The organism is Caballeronia sp. INDeC2, from assembly GCF_023631325.1.
Lineage (GTDB): Bacteria > Pseudomonadota > Gammaproteobacteria > Burkholderiales > Burkholderiaceae > Caballeronia.
On sequence record NZ_JALQDG010000012.1, the window covers coordinates 65,873 to 85,137 of the forward strand.

At 63.6% G+C, this 19,265-nt stretch carries 20 protein-coding genes; 14 read left to right on the top strand and 6 right to left on the bottom strand.

The genetic code is table 11. From position 1 onward, the window contains the following. Positions 1 to 2 precede the first annotated feature (2 nt). The 9 genes from NCS28_RS10285 (at position 3) to ureG (ending at position 6,397) form a co-directional block, all read left to right on the top strand. Positions 3 to 680, top strand: coding sequence for an amino acid ABC transporter permease (locus NCS28_RS10285; protein ID WP_250513729.1), 678 nt, complete (start codon positions 3 to 5; stop codon positions 678 to 680). After that, complete coding sequence (locus tag NCS28_RS10290) at positions 677 to 1,327, top strand: amino acid ABC transporter permease (protein ID WP_250513730.1); 651 nt, start codon at positions 677 to 679, stop codon at positions 1,325 to 1,327. Before NCS28_RS10285 ends, NCS28_RS10290 begins: the two co-directional genes overlap by 4 nt. After that, complete coding sequence (locus NCS28_RS10295) at positions 1,314 to 2,033, top strand: amino acid ABC transporter ATP-binding protein (RefSeq protein WP_250513731.1); 720 nt, start codon at positions 1,314 to 1,316, stop codon at positions 2,031 to 2,033. The genes NCS28_RS10290 and NCS28_RS10295 overlap by 14 nt, the downstream gene beginning before the upstream one ends. A 75-nt stretch (positions 2,034 to 2,108) precedes the next feature. After that, a complete protein-coding gene (locus NCS28_RS10300; RefSeq protein WP_008342482.1) occupies positions 2,109 to 2,411 on the top strand; it encodes an urease subunit gamma in 303 nt (100 codons plus the stop codon). A 4-nt stretch (positions 2,412 to 2,415) separates the two neighbouring features. Further along, positions 2,416 to 2,721, top strand: a complete 306-nt coding sequence (locus NCS28_RS10305) for an urease subunit beta (protein ID WP_061121130.1) — start codon at positions 2,416 to 2,418, stop codon at positions 2,719 to 2,721. A gap of 16 nt (positions 2,722 to 2,737) precedes the next feature. Further along, on the top strand, positions 2,738 to 4,444 hold the full coding sequence (ureC, locus tag NCS28_RS10310; RefSeq protein WP_250513732.1) for an urease subunit alpha: 1,707 nt from the start codon (positions 2,738 to 2,740) through the stop codon (positions 4,442 to 4,444). Positions 4,445 to 4,450: 6 nt separating this feature from the next. Beyond that, a complete protein-coding gene (gene ureE, locus NCS28_RS10315) occupies positions 4,451 to 5,068 on the top strand; it encodes an urease accessory protein UreE (RefSeq protein ID WP_250513733.1) in 618 nt (205 codons plus the stop codon). Beyond that, positions 5,055 to 5,735, top strand: coding sequence for an urease accessory protein UreF (locus NCS28_RS10320; RefSeq protein WP_250513905.1), 681 nt, complete (start codon positions 5,055 to 5,057; stop codon positions 5,733 to 5,735). Before ureE ends, NCS28_RS10320 begins: the two co-directional genes overlap by 14 nt. Before the next feature lie 11 nt (positions 5,736 to 5,746). Continuing rightward, positions 5,747 to 6,397, top strand: coding sequence for an urease accessory protein UreG (gene ureG, locus NCS28_RS10325; RefSeq protein ID WP_250513734.1), 651 nt, complete (start codon positions 5,747 to 5,749; stop codon positions 6,395 to 6,397). Positions 6,398 to 6,403: 6 nt separating this feature from the next. Here ureG and NCS28_RS10330 read toward each other — a convergent pair whose 3' ends face one another. From NCS28_RS10330 to NCS28_RS10350, 5 genes are all read right to left on the bottom strand, one after another. Continuing rightward, the gene (locus NCS28_RS10330) at positions 6,404 to 7,210 is read right to left on the bottom strand and encodes an FkbM family methyltransferase (RefSeq protein WP_250513735.1); all 807 of its coding nucleotides are present in this window, start codon (positions 7,208 to 7,210) and stop codon (positions 6,404 to 6,406) included. Positions 7,211 to 7,407: 197 nt separating this feature from the next. After that, positions 7,408 to 8,730, bottom strand: a complete 1,323-nt coding sequence (gene waaA / locus NCS28_RS10335; protein ID WP_250513906.1) for a lipid IV(A) 3-deoxy-D-manno-octulosonic acid transferase — start codon at positions 8,728 to 8,730, stop codon at positions 7,408 to 7,410. A gap of 32 nt (positions 8,731 to 8,762) precedes the next feature. Then, positions 8,763 to 9,647 carry a Kdo hydroxylase KdoO gene (gene kdoO / locus NCS28_RS10340; protein WP_250513736.1) on the bottom strand — a complete coding sequence of 295 codons (885 nt, stop codon included), beginning with the start codon at positions 9,645 to 9,647 and terminating at the stop codon, positions 8,763 to 8,765. Between the two features lie 61 nt (positions 9,648 to 9,708). Beyond that, positions 9,709 to 10,650, bottom strand: a complete 942-nt coding sequence (gene waaC, locus NCS28_RS10345) for a lipopolysaccharide heptosyltransferase I (RefSeq protein WP_284504821.1) — start codon at positions 10,648 to 10,650, stop codon at positions 9,709 to 9,711. A gap of 276 nt (positions 10,651 to 10,926) precedes the next feature. After that, a complete protein-coding gene (locus NCS28_RS10350) occupies positions 10,927 to 12,327 on the bottom strand; it encodes a phosphomannomutase/phosphoglucomutase (protein ID WP_250513738.1) in 1,401 nt (466 codons plus the stop codon). 440 nt (positions 12,328 to 12,767) lie between these two features. Here NCS28_RS10350 and NCS28_RS10355 point away from each other — a divergent pair, with 440 nt between their 5' ends. The 5 genes from NCS28_RS10355 (at position 12,768) to NCS28_RS10375 (ending at position 18,263) form a co-directional block, all read left to right on the top strand. Next, the gene (locus tag NCS28_RS10355; protein ID WP_250513739.1) at positions 12,768 to 14,030 is read left to right on the top strand and encodes an oligosaccharide flippase family protein; all 1,263 of its coding nucleotides are present in this window, start codon (positions 12,768 to 12,770) and stop codon (positions 14,028 to 14,030) included. Next, positions 14,027 to 14,833 (top strand): glycosyltransferase, encoded by an 807-nt coding sequence (locus tag NCS28_RS10360; protein ID WP_250513740.1) that lies wholly within the window; start codon positions 14,027 to 14,029, stop codon positions 14,831 to 14,833. Before NCS28_RS10355 ends, NCS28_RS10360 begins: the two co-directional genes overlap by 4 nt. Before the next feature lie 41 nt (positions 14,834 to 14,874). Then, entirely contained in the window at positions 14,875 to 16,014 is a 1,140-nt protein-coding gene (locus NCS28_RS10365; protein WP_250513741.1) for a glycosyltransferase family 4 protein, read from the top strand. A gap of 24 nt (positions 16,015 to 16,038) precedes the next feature. Next, complete coding sequence (gene galE / locus NCS28_RS10370; protein ID WP_250513907.1) at positions 16,039 to 17,085, top strand: UDP-glucose 4-epimerase GalE; 1,047 nt, start codon at positions 16,039 to 16,041, stop codon at positions 17,083 to 17,085. Between the two features lie 68 nt (positions 17,086 to 17,153). Beyond that, positions 17,154 to 18,263, top strand: coding sequence for an MraY family glycosyltransferase (locus NCS28_RS10375; RefSeq protein ID WP_250513742.1), 1,110 nt, complete (start codon positions 17,154 to 17,156; stop codon positions 18,261 to 18,263). A gap of 63 nt (positions 18,264 to 18,326) precedes the next feature. On the opposite strand, the gene NCS28_RS10380 is transcribed toward NCS28_RS10375, so the two are convergent. Next, positions 18,327 to 19,022: a dienelactone hydrolase family protein gene (locus NCS28_RS10380; protein ID WP_250513743.1), complete on the bottom strand. Its 696-nt coding sequence runs from the start codon at positions 19,020 to 19,022 to the stop codon at positions 18,327 to 18,329. Positions 19,023 to 19,265 lie beyond the last annotated feature (243 nt).

Consider the following 19,265-nt stretch of genomic DNA (forward strand, 5'->3'; position numbering starts at 1 on the left):
GTATGGCCTATGAACTTCAATTCGGCGATCTCGCGCAATACGCGGGCATGTTCGCGAGCGGCGCGGCGACGACGCTCGCATTGACCGCCGTCTCGACGGCGCTCGGTGTATCGGTCGGCGTGCTCGGCGCCGCCGCGCGCGATAGCCGGCAAGCGTGGCTCGCCGCGATCGTCGGCGGCTATGTCGAAGCGGTGCGCAACACGCCGTTCATCGTGCAGCTGTTCTTCGTGTTCTTCGGCCTGCCCGCGCTCGGCATTCATTTGAGCGAATACGTCGCGGCCATTCTCGCGATGACGCTCAATCTCGGCGCGTATTCGATCGAAATCATCCGTGCGGGCATCGCGGCCGTGCCGAAGGGGCACCACGAAGCGGCGGCTTCGCTTGCGATGTCGCGCGGCGAGACGTTTCGCCATGTCGTGCTGCCGCAAGCGCTTGCAAAGGTGTTTCCCGCGCTCACCAGCCAGATCGTCATCACGATGCTCGGCTCCGCGGTCGTATCGCAGATCTCGGTGCCCGATCTCACGTATGCCGCGAGCTATATCCAGTCGCGCAATTTCCGCGCGTTCGAGACGTGCTTCTTCATCACGGCGGCGTATCTGGTGATGGCGCTCGTGTTGCGCACCGCGTTGAACGCTGCGGCCAAGCGCTTTCTGATGAACAACCGGAGCGCCGCGCGATGATCGAGTTCACTCTCGCGCAGATCTTCGAGAACCTGTTGCTCGCGGCGCGCTGGACCGTCGTGCTGTCGATCGTGTCGTTCGTGCTGGGCGGCATCGTCGGCTTCGCGCTGCTCGTGATGCGCGTGTCCGGTTCGCAAGTGCTGCGCACGATCGTCAAAGCGTATATCCAGATCTTTCAGGGCACGCCCCTCTTGATGCAACTGTTCCTCGTGTTCTTCGGTCTGCCGCTGCTCGGCATCGAGGTTTCGCCGTGGCTCGCCGCGACGGTCGGTCTCACGCTCTTCACGAGCGCGTATCTCGCGGAGATCTGGCGCGGCGCGGTCGAAGCTGTGCCGAAGGGGCAATGGGAAGCGTCGTCGAGTCTCGCGATGAGCTACTTCGAACAGCTTCGTCATGTGGTCCTGCCGCAGGCGATGCGCATCGCGGTCGGTCCGACGGTCGGCTTCGCGGTGCAAGCGGTGAAGGACACGGCGCTCGTATCGATCATCGGCTTCACGGAACTCACGAAGGCGGGCACGATGATTTCGAATGCAACTTTCCGGCCGTTCCTCGTGTATGGACTCGTCGCCGTCATCTACTTCGTGCTTTGTTATCCGTTGACGCGCTACGCGCGCACGCTCGAAAGGAAATGGAATGCCGCTCGTTGAAACCCGCAATCTTCAAAAGCAGTTCGGCGCGAATCAGGTGTTGAAGGGTATCGACTTCGCCGTGGAGCGCGGACAGGTCGTGTCGATCATCGGACGCAGCGGCTCGGGCAAGAGCACGCTGTTGCGCACGTTGAACGGGCTCGAGAGCATCGACGAAGGCTCGATCGAAATCGACGGCGAGCATATCGATGCGCGTCATGCCGACTTGCGCGCGCTGCGTCTGAAGGTCGGCATGGTGTTTCAACAGTACAACCTCTTTCCGCATCTCACCGCGGGAGAGAACGTGATGCTCGCGCAAACCGTCGTCAAGAAGATGCACAAGGCGAAGGCGCGCGCGACCGCGCATACGGTGCTCGAACGCGTCGGTCTCGGCGATAAATTCGATGCGTATCCCGACCAGCTTTCCGGCGGCCAGCAGCAACGCGTGGCGATCGCACGCGCGCTCGCGATGAAGCCGACCGTTCTGCTCTGCGACGAGATCACGTCGGCGCTCGATCCCGAACTCGTGGGCGAAGTGCTCGCGGTCGTCGAAGATCTCGCGCGCGACGGCATGACGCTCATCATGGTCACGCACGAGATGCGCTTCGCACGCAAAGTGAGCGACAAGGTCGTGTTCATGCATCAGGGACGCGTGTGGGAATCGGGTGCGCCGGAAGCGATTTTCGAACGGCCGTCGACGGTGGAACTGCAACGCTTCATCCAGTGACATGCAAGCTCGCCGAAAGCCCGTCCGATGCTAGGATTGCAAGGCCCGAAACGCCTTTCTCCGTAAAAGAAGCTCATGAAACTCACGCCCAGAGAAAAGGACAAGCTGCTGATCTTCACCGCAGCATTGCTCGCCGAACGCCGCCGCGCGCGCGGCCTCAAATTGAATCATCCGGAAGCGGTCGCATTCATTTCGGCCGCGCTGATGGAAGCCGCGCGCGACGGCAAGACCGTCGCCGAAGTCATGCACTACGGCACCACGTTGCTCACGCGCGACGACGTGATGGAAGGCGTGCCCGAGATGATTCCCGACATCCAGATCGAAGCGACCTTTCCCGACGGCACGAAGCTCGTGACGGTTCATCACCCGATCCCTTAAGAACATGATCCCCGGCGAATATTTCATCGACGATGGCGAGCACGAGCTCAACGCGGGACGCGAGACCGTGACGGTCGTCGTCGCGAATCATGGCGACAGGCCCGTGCAGGTCGGCTCGCATTTTCATTTCTACGAAGTCAACGCGGCGCTGAAGTTCGAACGCGAGAAGGCGCGCGGCTTTCGCCTGAACATCGCGGCGGGCACGGCCGTGCGCTTCGAGCCGGGACAGGAACGCACGGTCGAACTCGTCGCGCTCGCGGGCGACCGGCATGTCTACGGTTTCAATGGCCTCGTGATGGGCCCACTCTGAACAGGACATCGAAAACATGACGCTACGCATCGGCCGCCGCGCTTATGCTGAAATGTTCGGCCCGACGACCGGCGACCGCGTGCGCCTCGCCGACACCGAACTCATCATCGAAGTCGAGCGCGACTTCACCACCTACGGCGAAGAAGTGAAGTTCGGCGGCGGCAAGGTGATTCGCGACGGCATGGGCCAGTCGCAACGTCCATCGGCCGAGGTCGTCGATACGGTCGTGACCAACGCGCTGATCCTCGATCACTGGGGCATCGTGAAAGCCGATATCGGCATCAAGGGCGGACGCATCTTCGCGATCGGCAAGGCGGGCAATCCGGACATCCAGCCGAACGTGAACATCGCGATCGGCGCGGCGACCGAAGTGATCGCGGGCGAAGGCATGATCGTCACGGCAGGCGGCGTCGATACGCATATCCACTTCATCAGCCCGCAGCAGATCGACGAAGCGCTCGCAAGCGGCGTCACGACGATGCTCGGCGGCGGCACCGGTCCCGCGACCGGCACCAACGCGACGACCTGCACGCCGGGACCGTGGCACATGGAGCGCATGCTGCAAGCCGCCGATGGCTGGCCGGTCAATCTCGGCTTCCTCGGCAAGGGCAACGCGAGTCTGCCTGAGCCGCTGATCGAACAGGTGAAGGCGGGCGCGATCGGCCTGAAGCTGCACGAGGACTGGGGCACGACGCCCGCCGCGATCGACAATTGCCTCAGTGTCGCCGACGACACCGACACGCAAGTCGCCATCCACACCGACACGCTCAACGAAGCGGGCTTCGTCGAGACGACCATCGCCGCGTTCAAGGGCCGCACGATCCACACGTATCACACCGAAGGCGCGGGCGGCGGCCATGCGCCGGACATCATCAAGGTGGCGGGCGAATCGAACGTGCTGCCCTCTTCCACCAATCCGACGCGCCCTTACACCGTCAACACGCTCGACGAGCATCTCGACATGCTGATGGTGTGCCATCACCTCGATCCGTCGATTGCGGAAGACATCGCGTTCGCGGAATCGCGCATTCGCCGCGAGACGATCGCCGCTGAAGACATCCTGCACGATCTCGGCGCGTTGTCGATGCTGTCGTCCGATTCGCAGGCGATGGGGCGCGTGGGCGAAGTCATCATCCGCACATGGCAGACGGCGCACAAGATGAAGGTGCAGCGCGGCGCACTGTCTGAAGACAACGCGCGCAACGACAATTTCCGCGCGAAGCGTTACGTGGCGAAGTACACGATCAATCCGGCGATCACGCATGGCATCGCGCATGAAGTCGGTTCCATCGAGCCGGGCAAGTGGGCCGATCTCGTGTTCTGGGAGCCGGCGTTTTTCGGCGTGAAACCGGCGATGATCGTCAAGGGCGGCATGATCGCGGTGGCGCAGATGGGCGACCCGAATGCATCAATTCCGACGCCGCAGCCGGTGCATTATCGCGAGATGTTCGCGACGCGTGGCGGTGCGCTCGGCAAGACGTCGCTGACCTTCGTGTCGCAACTCGCGGCGGAATCGCGCATCGCGGATCGCTATGGGCTGAGAAAGCAGATCGTCGCGGTGAAGAACTGCCGCAATGTGACGAAGGCCGACATGATTCACAATGCATGGCAGCCGTCCATCAGCGTCGATCCGCAGACCTATCAGGTGATCGCCGATGGGCAATTGCTCACCTGCGATCCCGCCACCGTTCTGCCGATGGCGCAGCGCTATTTTCTGTTCTGAGTCGCCATGCGTACCATCGACAAACGTCTGACCGCCAAGCTCGCACCCGTGCTCGTGAAGCGCGCGCCCACTCTGACCCTGCCTTTCGATGCGCGCGGCAAGAGCCGTCTCGCCGCCACGCTCGACAACGGCGAGGAAGTCGCCCTCGTGATGCCGCGCGGCACCGTGCTCGCGGACGGCGACATGCTCGTCGCGGATGACGGCGGCTTCGTGCGTGTGGTCGCGGCGGCGGAAGACGTGCTCGTCGTGCGTGCGCCGAGCGTGCGGCTCTTGACGCGTGCCGCTTATCACCTCGGCAACCGCCATACGCCCGTGGAAGTCGGCGCGGACTATCTCAAGCTTGAAAGCGATCCTGTGCTCGAAGACATGCTGAAGCGTCTTGGCGTGCTCGTCGCGCATGAATCGCAGCCGTTCCAGCCCGAAACCGGCGCGTATGGCGGCGGTCACAAGCATGGTCACGACGAAACCTTCAACGAAGATTACGCGCTCGCGCAGAAGGTGTTCGACGAGCATCATGGGCATGATCATTCGCACGGTCACGATCATTCGTCGTGCGGTCACGGTCACGGTCACGACCACGACCACGACCACGGTCATCATCATCACGGCCATGCGCATCGCTGAGCTCACTGCGCTTCTGCATCTCGCGTCGCCGGCGCTGCCGATCGGTGCGTTCAGCTATTCGCAGGGGCTCGAAGCGGCGATCGAGCACGGCCTGATCCACGACGGCGACAGCGCGCGCGACTGGATCGCGAGCGGCTTGAGCACCGTGCTCGCGCGTGGCGAACTGCCGTTGCTCGGGCATCAGATCGAGCATTGGCGTTCGCACGACGAAGCCGCGTTGAGAGCCGCGAACGATGAATACATCGCGAGCCGCGAATCGGCGGAATTGAAACGCGAAACCGAGCAGATGGGATGGTCGCTCGCGCAGTTGTGCGCATCGCTCGAATGGGGCGACGAAGCGCGCCGCGCGACGCTCGCCGCGATCAAACCCATCGCGCAACCGACCGCGTTCGCTTTCGCCGCATTCGCCCACGATGCGACGGCGGAAGCCGCGCTCGCGGCCTACGCGTTCAGTTGGGTCGAGAATCAGGCGGCCGCCGCGCTCAAGGCCGTGCCGCTCGGCCAGCTTGCGGGGCAACGCATCATCGTGGCGTTGCGCGAGCCGATCGATGCCGCCGTGCGCCGCGCGCTCGATACATCGCCCGAACGGGTCAACACCTTCGCGCCGCAACTCGGCATTTTGTCCGCGCGGCACGAATCGCAATACTCGCGGCTTTTCCGCTCCTGAACCGATATTTCATGAACACTCCCGCTTACTCTTCCGCCGCTCGCCGAACCAAGAAACTGCCGCCGTTGCGCGTGGGCGTCGGCGGACCGGTCGGTTCCGGCAAGACCACGCTGCTCGAAATGCTCTGCAAGGCGATGCGTGAAAAGTACGATCTCGTCGCCATCACCAACGACATCTATACGAAGGAAGATCAGCGCCTGCTGACCGTCGCGGGCGCGCTGCCGGCCGAGCGCATCATGGGCGTCGAGACGGGCGGTTGCCCGCATACGGCAATTCGCGAGGATGCGTCGATCAATCTCGAAGCCGTCGATCGCATGGTGTCGAAGTTTCCGGACGCCGATATCGTGTTCATCGAATCCGGCGGCGATAATCTCGCGGCAACATTCAGCCCGGAACTCTCCGATCTGACCATCTACGTGATCGATGTCGCGGGCGGCGAGAAAATTCCGCGCAAGGGCGGCCCGGGCATCACGAAATCGGATCTGCTCGTGATCAACAAGACCGATCTCGCGCCTCACGTCGGCGCGAATCTCGACATCATGGCAACCGACGCGAAAAAGATGCGCGGCGAGCGGCCCTTCGTCATGTGCAACTTGAAGGCGCTCGACGGGCTCGATGAAGTCATCGGCTTCATCGAGAGGAAGGGGCTGCTGCTCGCGTAGGACGCGCTAGGTCAGCGCAATCGAATTCGATATCGACACTGCGTTCTCGCCCACCTGCACGAAATCGCGCTTCATCTCGACGTGCCATTGCAGGAAGTTGCGGCTGTTCGATTCGCCGGGAAGCATCCAGTCGTGCAGCTCGATCATGACGACGGGGAACAGGTTCAGGGCATCGCAATGGCGCGAGAACAGGTCCGACTCCGCGCCTTCGATATCGATCTTGAGAATGAACGGCGTCACGCCCGATGCGGGCATCACGTCTTCGAGCGTGAGCGCGTCGACGGCATAGCCTTTCTCGATGGGCCGGTCAGCCGTGCGAAAAGCCCATTCACCGCCGCCCGGATCGTTGAGATAGAGCGTGCCGCGCCTTGCCGCAATCGCGGCGTTCAGCGGCGTGATCAACGGAAAGCTCTCCGCGTTCTTCTGGAGCAGCGCGAAATTCGATACGTCCGGCTCGATGGCGACGATCTTCGCCTTCGGATACGTGAGCGCGTACCACACCGCGGCCGCGCCGATATTCGCGCCGGCATCGACGATCAGCGGGTTCTCGCAGGCCTCATAAAACGCGGCGATCTCCTTCGCGCGAAGCAGATGATCGGTCGCATACTCGCGCAGAAAGAATATCTGCCTGCAAACGGATCGATCTGCCGGGCAAGGCCTATATTCGAAGCGCCTGTTGCCCGGAAGCACGAGGCCGTGCGCGCCGTATCGCACGCTGCCCCATGCATCGGTGGGTCCTGGAGGTGGCCGCAGCAGGCGCAACAGCCCTGGCGGCATCATGTCTTTGACGACGGACTTGATGAGATCTTGCATGCGCGTCCTCGAACGAAGATTGGCAGCAGGTTCGCAGAAATCCGGCTTTTTTAGTGTCCGTTCGAAGGGGCCGGCAGGAAAGGTCGGTTCAGTATCCCCCGAACTTTTTTGACGTTCAACCTCGATTTGTACGCAAAATGAGCGTTTTCATCAGATGATTCGCCGATGAAGACGGCACGGCTACGGCTCGACGAACATCACTTCGCCGCGTCGCTTTCCTCTTCTAGCAATGCGCTCAGCACGCTCACCGTGCGCTCCGTCGCGCCGCGATGCCTCGCCGCGAAAGCCGATGCCGCCGCGCTCATCGAAAGCCGCCGCGCCTTGTCGCCGAAGATCTCGCGCAGGCCGCGCGCGAGTTCCTGCGGGTCCTGCACACGCAGCGCCGCGCCTGCCGCGATCGCATCGTTGGTCGCCTGCGTAAAGTTGAACGTATGCGGCCCGATCAGCACCGGCACGCCCGCCGCGCACGCTTCGATCAGATTCTGCCCGCCGAGCGGCAACAAGCTCCCGCCGATGAACGCCAGATCCGCCGCCGCGTAATACGCGCCGAGTTCGCCCATCGAATCGCCCAGCAGGACCTGCACGTTCGCCGGCAACGGTTCCGGCACGTCCGCGCCCGATCCCGCCGCGGCCGGCTTCGGCGCCCACACCGAACGGCGCGCGCTCGTCAGCCCCAGGCTCGCGATCAGCGCCGACACTTCATCGAAACGCTGCGGATGACGCGGCACGAGAATCAGCAATGCGTTGGGCACATCGAGCGCCGCGAAAGCGCGCAGCACCAGCGTCTCCTCGCCCTCGCGCGTGCTCGCCGCGACCCACACCGGCCGCTCGCCGATGGCGGAGCGCCACGCCTGACCGCGCGCGACGAGTTCGGGCGGCGCGGTCATGTCGAACTTCAGATTGCCGAGCACGGCGACATTGCGCGCGCCGAGCGAGGTGAGCCGCTCGGCGTCGGACGGCGTCTGCGCGAGCACGCGCGAAAAGCCGCCGAACACTTCGCGCACCGCCCGCCCGAACTTCGCCGCGCGCCGATACGAACGCTCCGACATGCGCGCATTCGTCAGCACGAGCGGCACGTCGCCGCGCTTGCATTCGTCGATGAGAGTCGGCCAGACTTCCGTCTCCATCACGATGCCGAGCGACGGACGCCACGCGCGCAGAAAGCGCCGCACGAGCACCGGCAAATCGTAGGGAAGATAGGCGCGCGACACGCGGTCGCCGAACAATTCGAGGCCCGTCGCGCGACCGCTCGGCGTCATGTGCGTGAGCAGCACTCGCGCTTCGGGATGCGCTTTCATCAATGCGTCGATGAGCGGTTGCGCCGCGCGCGTCTCGCCGACCGATACCGCGTGCACCCAGATGAGCGGCGCGAGATCGTCGGCGCGGCGTGGCGGAATGCGTCCGAAGCGCTCGCCGATATGCTCGCGATACCCACGCTCCTTGCGCGAACGGATATAGAGCCGCAGCACCGCGAGCGGCGCGACGATCCACCAGAGCGCCCGGTATACGGCCCTCAGCACGGCAGCCGATGCACCCGGCGAAGCGGCGCCGCTCAAACGAGCGCCCTGCCCTTCAGGCGCTCGAGAATGCCGAGCGGCGCGCAATCCGGGCGCACCATCGCCTTGACGGGCAAAAAGAAGGTCTGCTCCATCATGAACTGGCCGGACATCACCGCGTGCGACGTGTGATCGGAGAAACAGACCCAGACCGAGCCGGGCGGAAACGGCATCGTCTCCTGCGGCGAAGTTTTTTGATAATCGAGATCGGCCTTCATCGCGTCATGCAGATTCAGCATCAAATGGTCGTACTCGCTGCGCGGCGACTTCGTGATGTGCAGCAGATTCATGAGCCACGCCGAGCCGGGCATCTGCGTCTTGATGCCGGGCAGGAAGCGTTTCGCCATGTCCTCGAACGGTTCGCCGACACGCCACACGCGCGGCGCGCCCTTCGGGTTGACGTTCGTGAACACGCGCAGAATGCGCTCGCCGTAGTTCGGGCGCGACGGGAAAGCATCGACGTGCAGGCGGCTGTCGTCCTTGCGCCAGGATGTTTCGCGCGTTTCGACCTGATGCAGCCGGAGGCTCGTGGGCGCGACGCGCAGCTTGCCGTCGTATTCGGGAAAGAGACCGTCGACGAGCGAGCGCGCGTGATCCTGATAACGCTTGATGAGCGAGCGCACCGCCGATTGCATCACGCTGTCGCCGAGCACGCCGTTCAACGCGCCGCCGTTGGGCGCGAGGCTGATGTTCTTGCGTTTGGGGTCCGCGATCTTCGGATCGAGCAGCGCGGTTTCGCCGCCTTCGATCGGAAAACGCAGGTTGGGGAAATACAGCACCTTGCCGTTTTCAACGCCGGCAAGGAGCGTCTCGCGCGGCACGGAAAGATTCTTTCCCTGCCAATCGCCAGACGCGACTTCGATGATTTGAGATTCCGTCATGTGTCTACGACCTTGAGTTGCAAGAGCACGGCGCAGCGCACGATGAAAACGCCACAGCACGCTACAGCAGGCCGAAGCCCGCGAGCGCGGTCTTGACTTCGGAAAGCGTCGGATGCCGGCTCGCGTCGCCGAGATTGACCACCTGCGGCGACCAGTAGCCGCCGGTGCGCCATGCGGTCGAGAAATTGTACAACTCGACGGTCGGGCGCTTCAGCGCCGCGGCAATATGCACCAAGCCCGTATCGACGCCGACGGTCGCGGCCGCGCCGTCGATCAGTCCGACCACCGCGGGCAGCGACAGCTTCGGCGGCACGATCGCGGCCGCGCCGAACTCCTTCGCGAGCTTTTCGCTCGTCGCGCGTTCGGCGTCGCTGCCCCACGGCAGCACGATCGACGCCCCGCGCGTCACGAGCGCTTGCCCGAGCTCGATCCACGCGGCTTCGGGCCATTGCTTGTCGGCGCGCGACGTGGCGTGGACGAACACGACATAAGGCACCGGCAAGTTCAGCCCGAGTTCGGAGACGGCGAGCGTCGCGCGCCGCGTGTCGATGCCGAAGTCGATGTCGTCGGTCATTTGCGGCTTGGGCAGATCGAGCGCCGCCGCCACGAGTTGTCGCGTGCGCTCGACGACGTGCGTGCGCGGCTCGATGGGCACGCGGCGATCATAAAAGAAGCGCACCGGCCATTCGTAGCCTGCGCCGTCGGTGCGATTGCCGAGGCCGACGAGCGGCCCGCGCGCCCAGCTCGCGACCCACGCGGTCTTGATGAGACCTTGGCAGTCGATTACGAGATCGTATTTTTCGGCGACGAGTTCGCGCTTGAACTTGCCGATCTCGCGCCAGTTCGCGGGCGACGAGAATGCCTTGCGCCAGCGCCTGAGCGAGAACGGAATCGCGCGGCGCACGCCGTGCACCAGTTCGACGAGACCCGCGAAACTTTCCTCGACGAGCCAGTCGATCTGCGCATCGGGATAACGGCGGCGGATGTCGGCAATGACCGGCATGTTGTGAACGACGTCGCCGAGCGACGACACGCGGACGATCAGGATCTTTTGCACGCTATGGAGGGAAAGGCGCGGACGGCGCGGCGCAGTGAGCAGGAAAGGGGAGATTTTAGAGCGTGTCGGGGGAGTTTGGCTAAGAAATGCTTGCCCGCTGGGGGCGGCGTGCGGGGGGACTGGGCTTTTCCGCCGGATCCCGGCGGAAAAGCCCGAACATGTCAGGCACTACGAAGTGCAGGCCGCAGCCACGCGCAGTGCCATCCAAACCGGCGAAGCCATTCAAAACGGCAACTTGGCATCCGGCTTCTCAGCCATGATCACCCGACGAAAATCTTCCTGAATCCGCTTGAGCGCCGCATCGTTGTCCGCTTCGAAACGCATCACGACGACCGGCGTCGTATTCGACGAACGCGCGAGCCCGAATCCATCCGGATATTCCACACGCAAACCGTCGATGGTCAGCACATCGTCCGCGCCTTCGAACTTCGCCGATTTCTGCAGACGCGCGATCAGCTCGAAGTTCTCGCCCTCTTCCAGCTTCAGTTGCAACTCCGGCGTCGAAAGCGAATTCGGCAGATCGTTGAGCAGCTTGCTCGGATCCGCCACGCGCGAAAGAATTTCGAGCATCCGCGCGCCGGTGTAAAGACCATCGTCGAAGCCATACCAGCGGTCCTTGAAAAACACGTGGCCGCTCATCTCGCCCGCGAGCGGCGCGCCGGTTTCGCGCAGCTTCGCCTTCACGAGCGAGTGGCCGGTCTTCCACATCACCGGCTCGCCGCCCTGCTCGCGCACCCACTTCGCCAGATTGCGCGTGCACTTCACGTCATAGATGATCTGACCGCCCTTGTTGCGCGACAGCACTTCCTGCGCGAACAGCATCAACTGGCGATCCGGATAGATGACCTGGCCGTCCTTCGTCACGACGCCGAGACGGTCGCCGTCGCCATCGAATGCGAAGCCGACTTCGGCATCCGTTTCCTTGAGCGCCTTGATCACGTCCTGAAGATTTTCCGGATGCGCCGGGTCCGGGTGATGGTTCGGGAAGTTGCCGTCGATGTCCGTGAACAACTCCACGAGCTCGCAGCCGAGCGCCTTGAACAACTTCGGCGCGAGACCGCCTGCGACGCCGTTGCCGGTATCGACGACGATTTTCATCGCGCGCACCGGCTTCACGTCCGACACGATGCGATCGAGATAGATCTGCGACACGTCGAACTCGGTGTACGTGCCTTCGCCCGTGGTGAAGTCGCTATCGACGATGCGCTTGTACAAGCCCTGGATCTGCTCACCGTAAATCGCCGCGCCGCGCAGCACCATCTTGAAGCCGTTGTAGTCGGGCGGATTGTGACTGCCCGTCACGACGATGCACGAATCCACGCGACGCTCGCCCGAGGGCAACGGCAGCGGCACGCTCGCCGCGAAATAGCCGACGGGTGTCGGCACCATGCCGATATCGACGACATCGACGCCCGCCGCGCGCAAGCCCTCCGCGAGCGCGCCGACGAGCTCGGGGCCGGAGAGGCGCCCGTCGCGCGCGACCACGACCGAGTCGCCGCCTTGGCTTTTGATCTCGCTGCCGAACGCCTGGCCGATGCTCTTCGCGACATCCTTGTCGACCGTCTTGCCGACGATACCGCGAATGTCGTAGGCCTTGAAGATGGATTGGGATACTTGGCTCATGAGATGGCTACCTCTTCTCTATTAATTGATGGTTTCTCGGCGATGCAGCCATGAGGGCATGCAGGTCGTGACGGTTGGCGAGCCGGCGCAGCGTGCGAGGCGCGCGAACGACTGCCAGATGACGTAAGAATTCTGCCTATGCGTCTGCTAAATCAATACGAAAGAAACAATTGGAAGCAACTGGATGCAAAACCGGTGCAGCGGGCGGCCCGTGGATCGCACTTATAATCGCTGTCTTTCGGCGCTCTCGTGGTTGCGCGCGGCGGTCAACGCCTGCGCGTTCATTCTAATCCAATGCTCAAACGCTCTTTGGCCTCGATGCCTTCGAAAGAGGCGCGTCTGCGTGCAAACACACAAAACTTGACCGGTTGCGCACGCCCTGAATGCGGTCAGGCTCAGGTAGCACGCCGCGTGCCCGATTGCGCGGCAGGATCGGCCGCATGAAGGCGCTGACGCGCTCCGGCAATCCGGACGTCGCCCGCGCGCTCGCCAACATCGTCTGGCTCGGGCTCGAGCGGCTCACACAGATCGCGGTCGCCATCGTCATTTCGGGATTGCTCGCGCGCTATCTCGGCCCCGACGATTTCGGCAAATGGCAATACGCGAACACGCTGCTGCTCGTGATCGCGCCGATCACCTGGGTTTGCGGCGCGGAGATTCTCGTGCCGACGATCGTCAACCGCACGCCCGCCGAAACCGGCGCGGTGCTCGGCAGTGCGTTCGTGCTGCGCATGGGCGTTTCGATCATCGCGCTCATCGTCACGTGGCTCTGGATCGCGGCGGGCGGCACCGATCCGATGGTCGGTCTGATGCTCGCCGGCCTCGCCGTCACGATGCTCTTTCGCGAGCCGTTCATCGGCGTGGTCAATTCGTGGCTGCAAAGTCTCACCTACAGCAAGCCGCAGCTCATCGCGAGCATGGCGGCGGCGATCGTCAAGGCGGCGCTCGTGTTCGCGCTGGTGCGCGCGGCGGCCGCGCCGCCGAGCTTCGGCTGGCTCTGGGCGCTCGAAGCCGCGGCCATCAGCGCCGCGCTCGTCGTGTATTACATGCGCCGTCACGGCGGCACGCTCGGCTGGCGCTTCGATCGCGCACTGTTCAGACATTTCACGAGCGCGGGCACGGTGTTCTGGCTCGGGCTCATCTGCATGTATCTGTTTCTCAAGCTCGACCGGCTGATGCTCGCGCATCGCGTGTCGTTCGCGGAGCTCGGGCTTTACTCCGCCGCGCAGCAGTTGAACGAGAACTGGATCGCGCTCGCGCTGATGCTCTCGCAGACCATAGCGCCGGCGTTCGTGTATCGCGTGCAGGACACCGCGCGCCTCAGACGCAATCTCGTGCGTCTCTTCGCAATGACCGCCGCGCTCATGATCGCGGGCGCCGCCGCGCTCGATGCGCTCGCGGGCTTCATCATCGCGCGCGTGTTCGGGCCGAACTATGCGGGCGCCGCCGATATTTTCCGCTGGGCCGTGTGGCTTTCCGTGCCCGCGGGCATCGAGGCGATCGGCAATCTCGTCGTGCTGAAATATCAGGCGAAGTACGTGCTGCTGTCGAAATGGCTGTTCGCGCTGGCGGTCGCGTTCATCGTGAACTGGTTCACGATTCCGCGCATCGAAGGCTACGGCGCGCTGATCGGGCTCGCGGCGGGTTATGTCGCGGCGGCGTCGGTGAATTTTTATTACATCCGTTTCCGGCTGCGCGCATGAACGATCTATCCGATGTCGCCGTGTTGATGCCCGCGTTCAATGGCCAGGCCGATGTCGAACGCACGCTCGCGTCGTTCAGGGAAACGTCGACGGTGAACGTGCTGATCGTCGACGATGGCAGCACGCCGCCGATCGTCGCGCCCGTCATCGACGGCATGCGCATCGACATTCTGCGCATGCCGCAAAACGGCGGCATCGAGCGCGCGCTCGAAGCGGGCGTCGCGGCGCTCGGAGCGCGCGGCGTGCGCTATGCGGCGCGCATCGACGCGGGCGATCTGGCGACGCCCGGGCGTCTTTCGAAGCAGCGTGCGTACATGGAGGACCATCCGCGCGTCGCGGTGCTGGGCATGTGGACGCACGTCGTATCGAGAGAAGGCGCGCCGCTCTTCGACCTGACGCCGCCGGCCGAGCCCGCCGCGATCCGCCGCATGATGCTCGCGCGCACGTGCTTCACGCATCCGTCGCTGATGCTGCGTATCGATGCCGTGATCGAAGCGGGCAACTATCGCGCGCACTATCGCGCGGCGGAAGATCTCGATCTGATCCTGCGGCTCTTGCAGCGGCACGACGGCGCGAACCTGCCCGAGTTCGGTCTCTTCTACGAGCTGAACGAAGGCGGCATCAGCGCGACGAAGCGGCGCGCGCAAGTGATGTCGACACTGCGCCTGCAACTGCGCCATCTGCGCGTGACGAATCCGCTCGACTGGGCGGGCGTCGCGAAAAGCGTCGCGCATCTCGTCTTGCCGTATCGCGCGTTGCGCGGCCTGAAGGCGCGATTGCTGAAGTCCACGTCTTCCGCGTGAAAATTTCAATTCAGTTCGCGCTACGTTGAGCGCTCCTCCGGATGACGAAAGAAAAGTCGAGTCTTCGCATCGCCCTCGTCTGCAACACGGCGTGGGCGATCTACACCTATCGGCAAGGCGTGCTGCGCATGCTGACCGCGCGCGGCGCGGAAGTGACGATCATCGCGCCGCGCGATCGCACCTTCGAGCCGCTCACGGAAATGGGCTGCCGCTGCGTCGAGTTGCCGGTCGCATCGAAGGGAACGGATCCGCGCCAGGACCTGAAGACGCTTGCCGCGCTGTATCGCGAATATCGCGCGACGCGTCCGCATATCGTGTTTCACTACACGATCAAGCCGAATATTTACGGCACGCTCGCCGCGATGCTCGCGCGCGTGCCGTCGATCGCGGTGACGACCGGCCTCGGCTACGTCTTCATCCAGAAGAGCCGCACGGCGCAGGTCGCGAAGCTGCTGTACCGTTTCGCGTTCCGCTTTGCGCGCGAAGTATGGTTTCTGAATCGCGACGATCACGAAGCGTTCCTGCACGAGAATCTGCTCGCGCATCCGGATCGCGCGCGGCGTCTGCACGGCGAAGGCGTCGATCTCGATGAATTCGCGTTGCAGCCGCTGCCCGCGCGCGACGACTTCGTTTTCATCCTGATCGGGCGGCTTCTGTGGGACAAGGGCGTGGCGGAATACGTCGAGGCCGCGCGCAGGATCCGCACGAAGTTTCCGCACGCGCGTTTCCAGTTGCTCGGGCCGGTAGGCGTCGACAATCCGAGCGCGATCAGCCGCACGGATGTGCAGAAGTGGGAAGCGGAGAATATCGTCGAATATCTGGGCGAAGCGAACGACGTGCGCCCGCTCGTGGCGGCGGCGGATTGCGTCGTGCTGCCTTCATATCGCGAAGGCGTGCCGCGCACGCTGATGGAAGCTTCGGCGATGGGCCGCCCGATCGTCGCCACCGATGTCCCCGGCTGCCGCGAGGTCGTCGAGCACGGTGTGAACGGTCTTCTCTGCGAGGTGAAGAACGCCGACAGCCTGACCGAAGCGCTTGAACATATGCTGACGCTCTCCGCTGACGAGCGCGAAGCGATGGCGCTGCGCGGCCGCGAGAAAGTGGCGCGGGAATTCGACGAAAAGAATGTCGTCGAACGCTACAAGGGCACAATACATGCCATCACCGGCATTTCACTCTGATTCGAGTTTCCTGGAGAACGCATGATGAATGGCAATCAGTCGCCGAGCACGGGTGCCAAGAGCACGATTCTCGTCACGGGCGGCGCGGGGTTCATCGGTTCGCACACGTGTGTGGAACTGCTCGACGCGGGCTTTGGCGTCGTGGTCATCGACAATCTCGTCAATAGCCGCGCGGAGTCGGTAAAGCGCGTCGAGCGCATCACGGGAAAGAGCGTCGCGTTCTACGAAGCCGACGCGCGCGACGAAGCCGCGCTCAATCGCATTTTCGACGCGCATGACATTACCGGCGCGATTCACTTCGCGGCGCTCAAAGCCGTGGGCGAATCGGTCGCGAAGCCGGTCGAGTACTACAGCAACAACATCGGCAGCCTGCTCGCCGTGCTGAAGGTGATGAAAGAGCGCAACGTGCGCAACTTCGTGTTCAGTTCGTCCGCGACGGTCTATGGCATGCCGAAGAGCGTGCCGATCGACGAATCATTTCCGCTTTCGGCGACGAATCCGTACGGCCAGTCGAAGCTCATCGCCGAACAGATCCTGCGCGATCTCGAAATCTCCGATCCGTCGTGGCGCATCGCGACGCTGCGCTATTTCAATCCGGTCGGCGCGCATGAAAGCGGTCTGATCGGCGAAGATCCGGCGGGCGTTCCGAACAACCTGATGCCGTATGTCGCGCAGGTGGCCGTCGGCAAGCTGGAGCGCCTGCGCGTGTTCGGCAGCGATTACGATACGCACGACGGCACCGGCGTGCGCGATTACATTCATGTCGTGGATCTGGCGCGCGGACACATCGCGGCCATCGACGCGCTGAAGACGCTCGATCGCAGCTTCGTCGTGAATCTCGGCACGGGCCAGGGCTACAGCGTCCTCGATGTCGTGAAGGCGTTCGAGGCGGCGTCGGGCAAGTCCGTGCCGTACGAACTCGTGCCGCGCCGCCCGGGCGATATCGCCGCCTGCTACGCCGATCCGTCCGCCGCCGCGACGCTGATCGGCTGGCGCGCGGAGCATGGCATCGAACGCATGTGCGCCGATCATTGGCGCTGGCAGTCGCAAAACCCGCAAGGGTTTGCGTAAAGTCTCGCTGCGCCCCGCCGCGTCATTCCGAGCGATGCGGGGCTGCTTCTCCCAACCGGTTCTATTTCATGCTTAGTTTCGCGCTTGCTTTTCTGGTCTCGCTGTTCGTGACCTTGTTGATCGTGCGTTTCGCACACCTGCAGGAAGGCGTGCTCGGCGACACCGATCTCGCCGGCGTGCAGAAGTTTCACGTGCGCCCCGTGCCGCGCATCGGCGGCGTGGGCATCATTTGCGGGCTGACCGCATCGGCCGTGCAACTGCGATGGGGCTATCCGGCCGTGTCGGGCGGCATTCTCGGGATCGTCGCGTGCGGGCTGCCGGCGTTCCTCTCCGGGCTGATCGAAGACCTGACCAAGCGCGTCTCGCCGCTCGCCCGCCTCGTCTGCACGATGGCCGCCGCGGGCCTCGCCTATGCGTTCCTGAATATCGCGGTCACGCGCATCAGCGTGCCGCCGCTCGATTTCCTGCTGTCCTACGCGGTCATTTCCTGCACCGTGACGGTGCTCGCCGTCGCGGCCCTCGCGAACGCGGTGAATATCATCGACGGCTTCAACGGCCTCGCGTCGATGGTCAGCTTCATGATGTTCGCATCGCTCGCCTACGTGGCGTTCCAGGTGCACGATCCCGTCGTGCTGTCCGGCTCGCTCATCATGATGGGCGCGGTGATGGGCTTCTTCATCTGGAATTTCCCCGCCGGCCTGATCTTTCTCGGCGACGGCGGCGCGTACTTCGTCGGCTTCATGCTGGGCGAACTGTCCATCATGCTCGTGATGCGCAACCGCGATGTCTCCGCGTGGTATCCGGTGCTGCTCTTCATGTATCCGATCTTCGAGACGTGTTTCTCGATCTATCGCAAGAAATTCATTCGCGGCATCTCGCCCGGCATTCCGGACGGCGTGCATCTGCACATGCTCGTCTACAAGCGGCTGATGCGCTGGGCCGTCGGCGTGAAGAACGCGCACGAGCTCACGCGGCGCAATTCGCTCACGTCGCCGTATCTGTGGCTGCTGTGCCTGATCGCCGTGATTCCCGCGACGCTTTTCTGGCGGCACACGGTGCATCTCTTTTGCTTCGTCGTCGTGTTCGCGGCGACGTACGTGTGGCTCTACATGAGCATCGTGCGATTCAAGTCGCCGCGATGGCTCGTGTTTCGACGGCCGCACACGGTGAAGAAATGAACTGTCTTTTCTGACGATGAACGCCGCCCCGCCCCGGGGCGGCGTTTTCGTTTGCGGCGTCGATTACGTCAGATGCTTTTTGAAAAACTCCGCGGTGCGGCCATTCGCGAGGTGCGCGGCGGCGGCATCGTAATTCGCGCCCTGGTTGCGCGCGAACGCGTGATGGCAGCCGGGATACGTGAACGCCTCGACGTTTGCGCGCCCTTGGACCGCCGCGAGCACGCGATTGCGCGCGTCGGCGGGAATGAACTCGTCTTCTTCCGCGAGATGCAGCATGAGCGGCACCTTGATCTTCGGCGCCTCGCCGACGTATTGGTCGGTGCCGCCGCCGTAATAGGACACCGCTGCATCGACGTCGCTGCGCGCGGCCGTCAGAAAGGATAGCAATCCGCCGAGACAGAATCCGACCGAGCCGATCTTGCCTTTCACCTGCGAAAGCCCGCGCGCAAAGCCGATGGTCGCCGCGATGTCCTCGACGCCCGTGTTCACGTCGAATGCGTTGTAGTACTTCAGCGCCTGTTGCCATTCGGCTTCGGTCTTGTCGGTGAGCTCGACGTTCGGCTCGATCCGCCAGAACAGGTCCGGGCACAGCGCGACGTAGCCCTGGCGCGCGTACTCGTCGCATGTTTCGCGCATATCGGCGTTGATGCCGAAGATCTCCTGGATCACCACCACGGCGGGCGCGGGCGTCTGCGCGGGATAGGCGACGTAGGCGTCGAAATTGCCGTCGGGCGTGGAGATGCTGAGCCTGTCGGACATGAAAGTCTCCTGAGCGATGGTGTGAATCGAAGGCGCGCAAAGGCCCGATCGAGCGTGCGCCTGGCCGATAGTCGAAGTGTGATTCGCGAGTGTGACGCAAAGACGTGGGCGACTGGAGAAAGCCCCGCGCGTCGAGAAGATGCGTTTCGATGCACGCAGCGCGACGCGGCCCGCCTTGCGGCGAGAACCTATTTGATACGCGAAAATCGGCGCGCGCGCCAGCGTTGAATCGTGCGGATGTCA

Bases quoted from the DNA above. Each gene is read 5' to 3' on its own strand.
- NCS28_RS10285 (WP_250513729.1), top strand. From the start codon at position 3: ATGGCCTATGAACTTCAATTCGGCGATCTCGCGCAATACGCGGGCATG.
- NCS28_RS10290 (WP_250513730.1), top strand. From the start codon at position 677: ATGATCGAGTTCACTCTCGCGCAGATCTTCGAGAACCTGTTGCTCGCG.
- NCS28_RS10295 (WP_250513731.1), top strand. From the start codon at position 1,314: ATGCCGCTCGTTGAAACCCGCAATCTTCAAAAGCAGTTCGGCGCGAAT.
- NCS28_RS10300 (WP_008342482.1), top strand. From the start codon at position 2,109: ATGAAACTCACGCCCAGAGAAAAGGACAAGCTGCTGATCTTCACCGCA.
- NCS28_RS10305 (WP_061121130.1), top strand. From the start codon at position 2,416: ATGATCCCCGGCGAATATTTCATCGACGATGGCGAGCACGAGCTCAAC.
- ureC (WP_250513732.1), top strand. From the start codon at position 2,738: ATGACGCTACGCATCGGCCGCCGCGCTTATGCTGAAATGTTCGGCCCG.
- ureE (WP_250513733.1), top strand. From the start codon at position 4,451: ATGCGTACCATCGACAAACGTCTGACCGCCAAGCTCGCACCCGTGCTC.
- NCS28_RS10320 (WP_250513905.1), top strand. From the start codon at position 5,055: ATGCGCATCGCTGAGCTCACTGCGCTTCTGCATCTCGCGTCGCCGGCG.
- ureG (WP_250513734.1), top strand. From the start codon at position 5,747: ATGAACACTCCCGCTTACTCTTCCGCCGCTCGCCGAACCAAGAAACTG.
- NCS28_RS10330 (WP_250513735.1), bottom strand. From the start codon at position 7,210: ATGCAAGATCTCATCAAGTCCGTCGTCAAAGACATGATGCCGCCAGGG.
- kdoO (WP_250513736.1), bottom strand. From the start codon at position 9,647: ATGACGGAATCTCAAATCATCGAAGTCGCGTCTGGCGATTGGCAGGGA.
- waaC (WP_284504821.1), bottom strand. From the start codon at position 10,650: ATGCCGGTCATTGCCGACATCCGCCGCCGTTATCCCGATGCGCAGATC.
- NCS28_RS10350 (WP_250513738.1), bottom strand. From the start codon at position 12,327: ATGAGCCAAGTATCCCAATCCATCTTCAAGGCCTACGACATTCGCGGT.
- NCS28_RS10355 (WP_250513739.1), top strand. From the start codon at position 12,768: ATGAAGGCGCTGACGCGCTCCGGCAATCCGGACGTCGCCCGCGCGCTC.
- NCS28_RS10360 (WP_250513740.1), top strand. From the start codon at position 14,027: ATGAACGATCTATCCGATGTCGCCGTGTTGATGCCCGCGTTCAATGGC.
- NCS28_RS10365 (WP_250513741.1), top strand. From the start codon at position 14,875: ATGACGAAAGAAAAGTCGAGTCTTCGCATCGCCCTCGTCTGCAACACG.
- galE (WP_250513907.1), top strand. From the start codon at position 16,039: ATGAATGGCAATCAGTCGCCGAGCACGGGTGCCAAGAGCACGATTCTC.
- NCS28_RS10375 (WP_250513742.1), top strand. From the start codon at position 17,154: ATGCTTAGTTTCGCGCTTGCTTTTCTGGTCTCGCTGTTCGTGACCTTG.
- NCS28_RS10380 (WP_250513743.1), bottom strand. From the start codon at position 19,022: ATGTCCGACAGGCTCAGCATCTCCACGCCCGACGGCAATTTCGACGCC.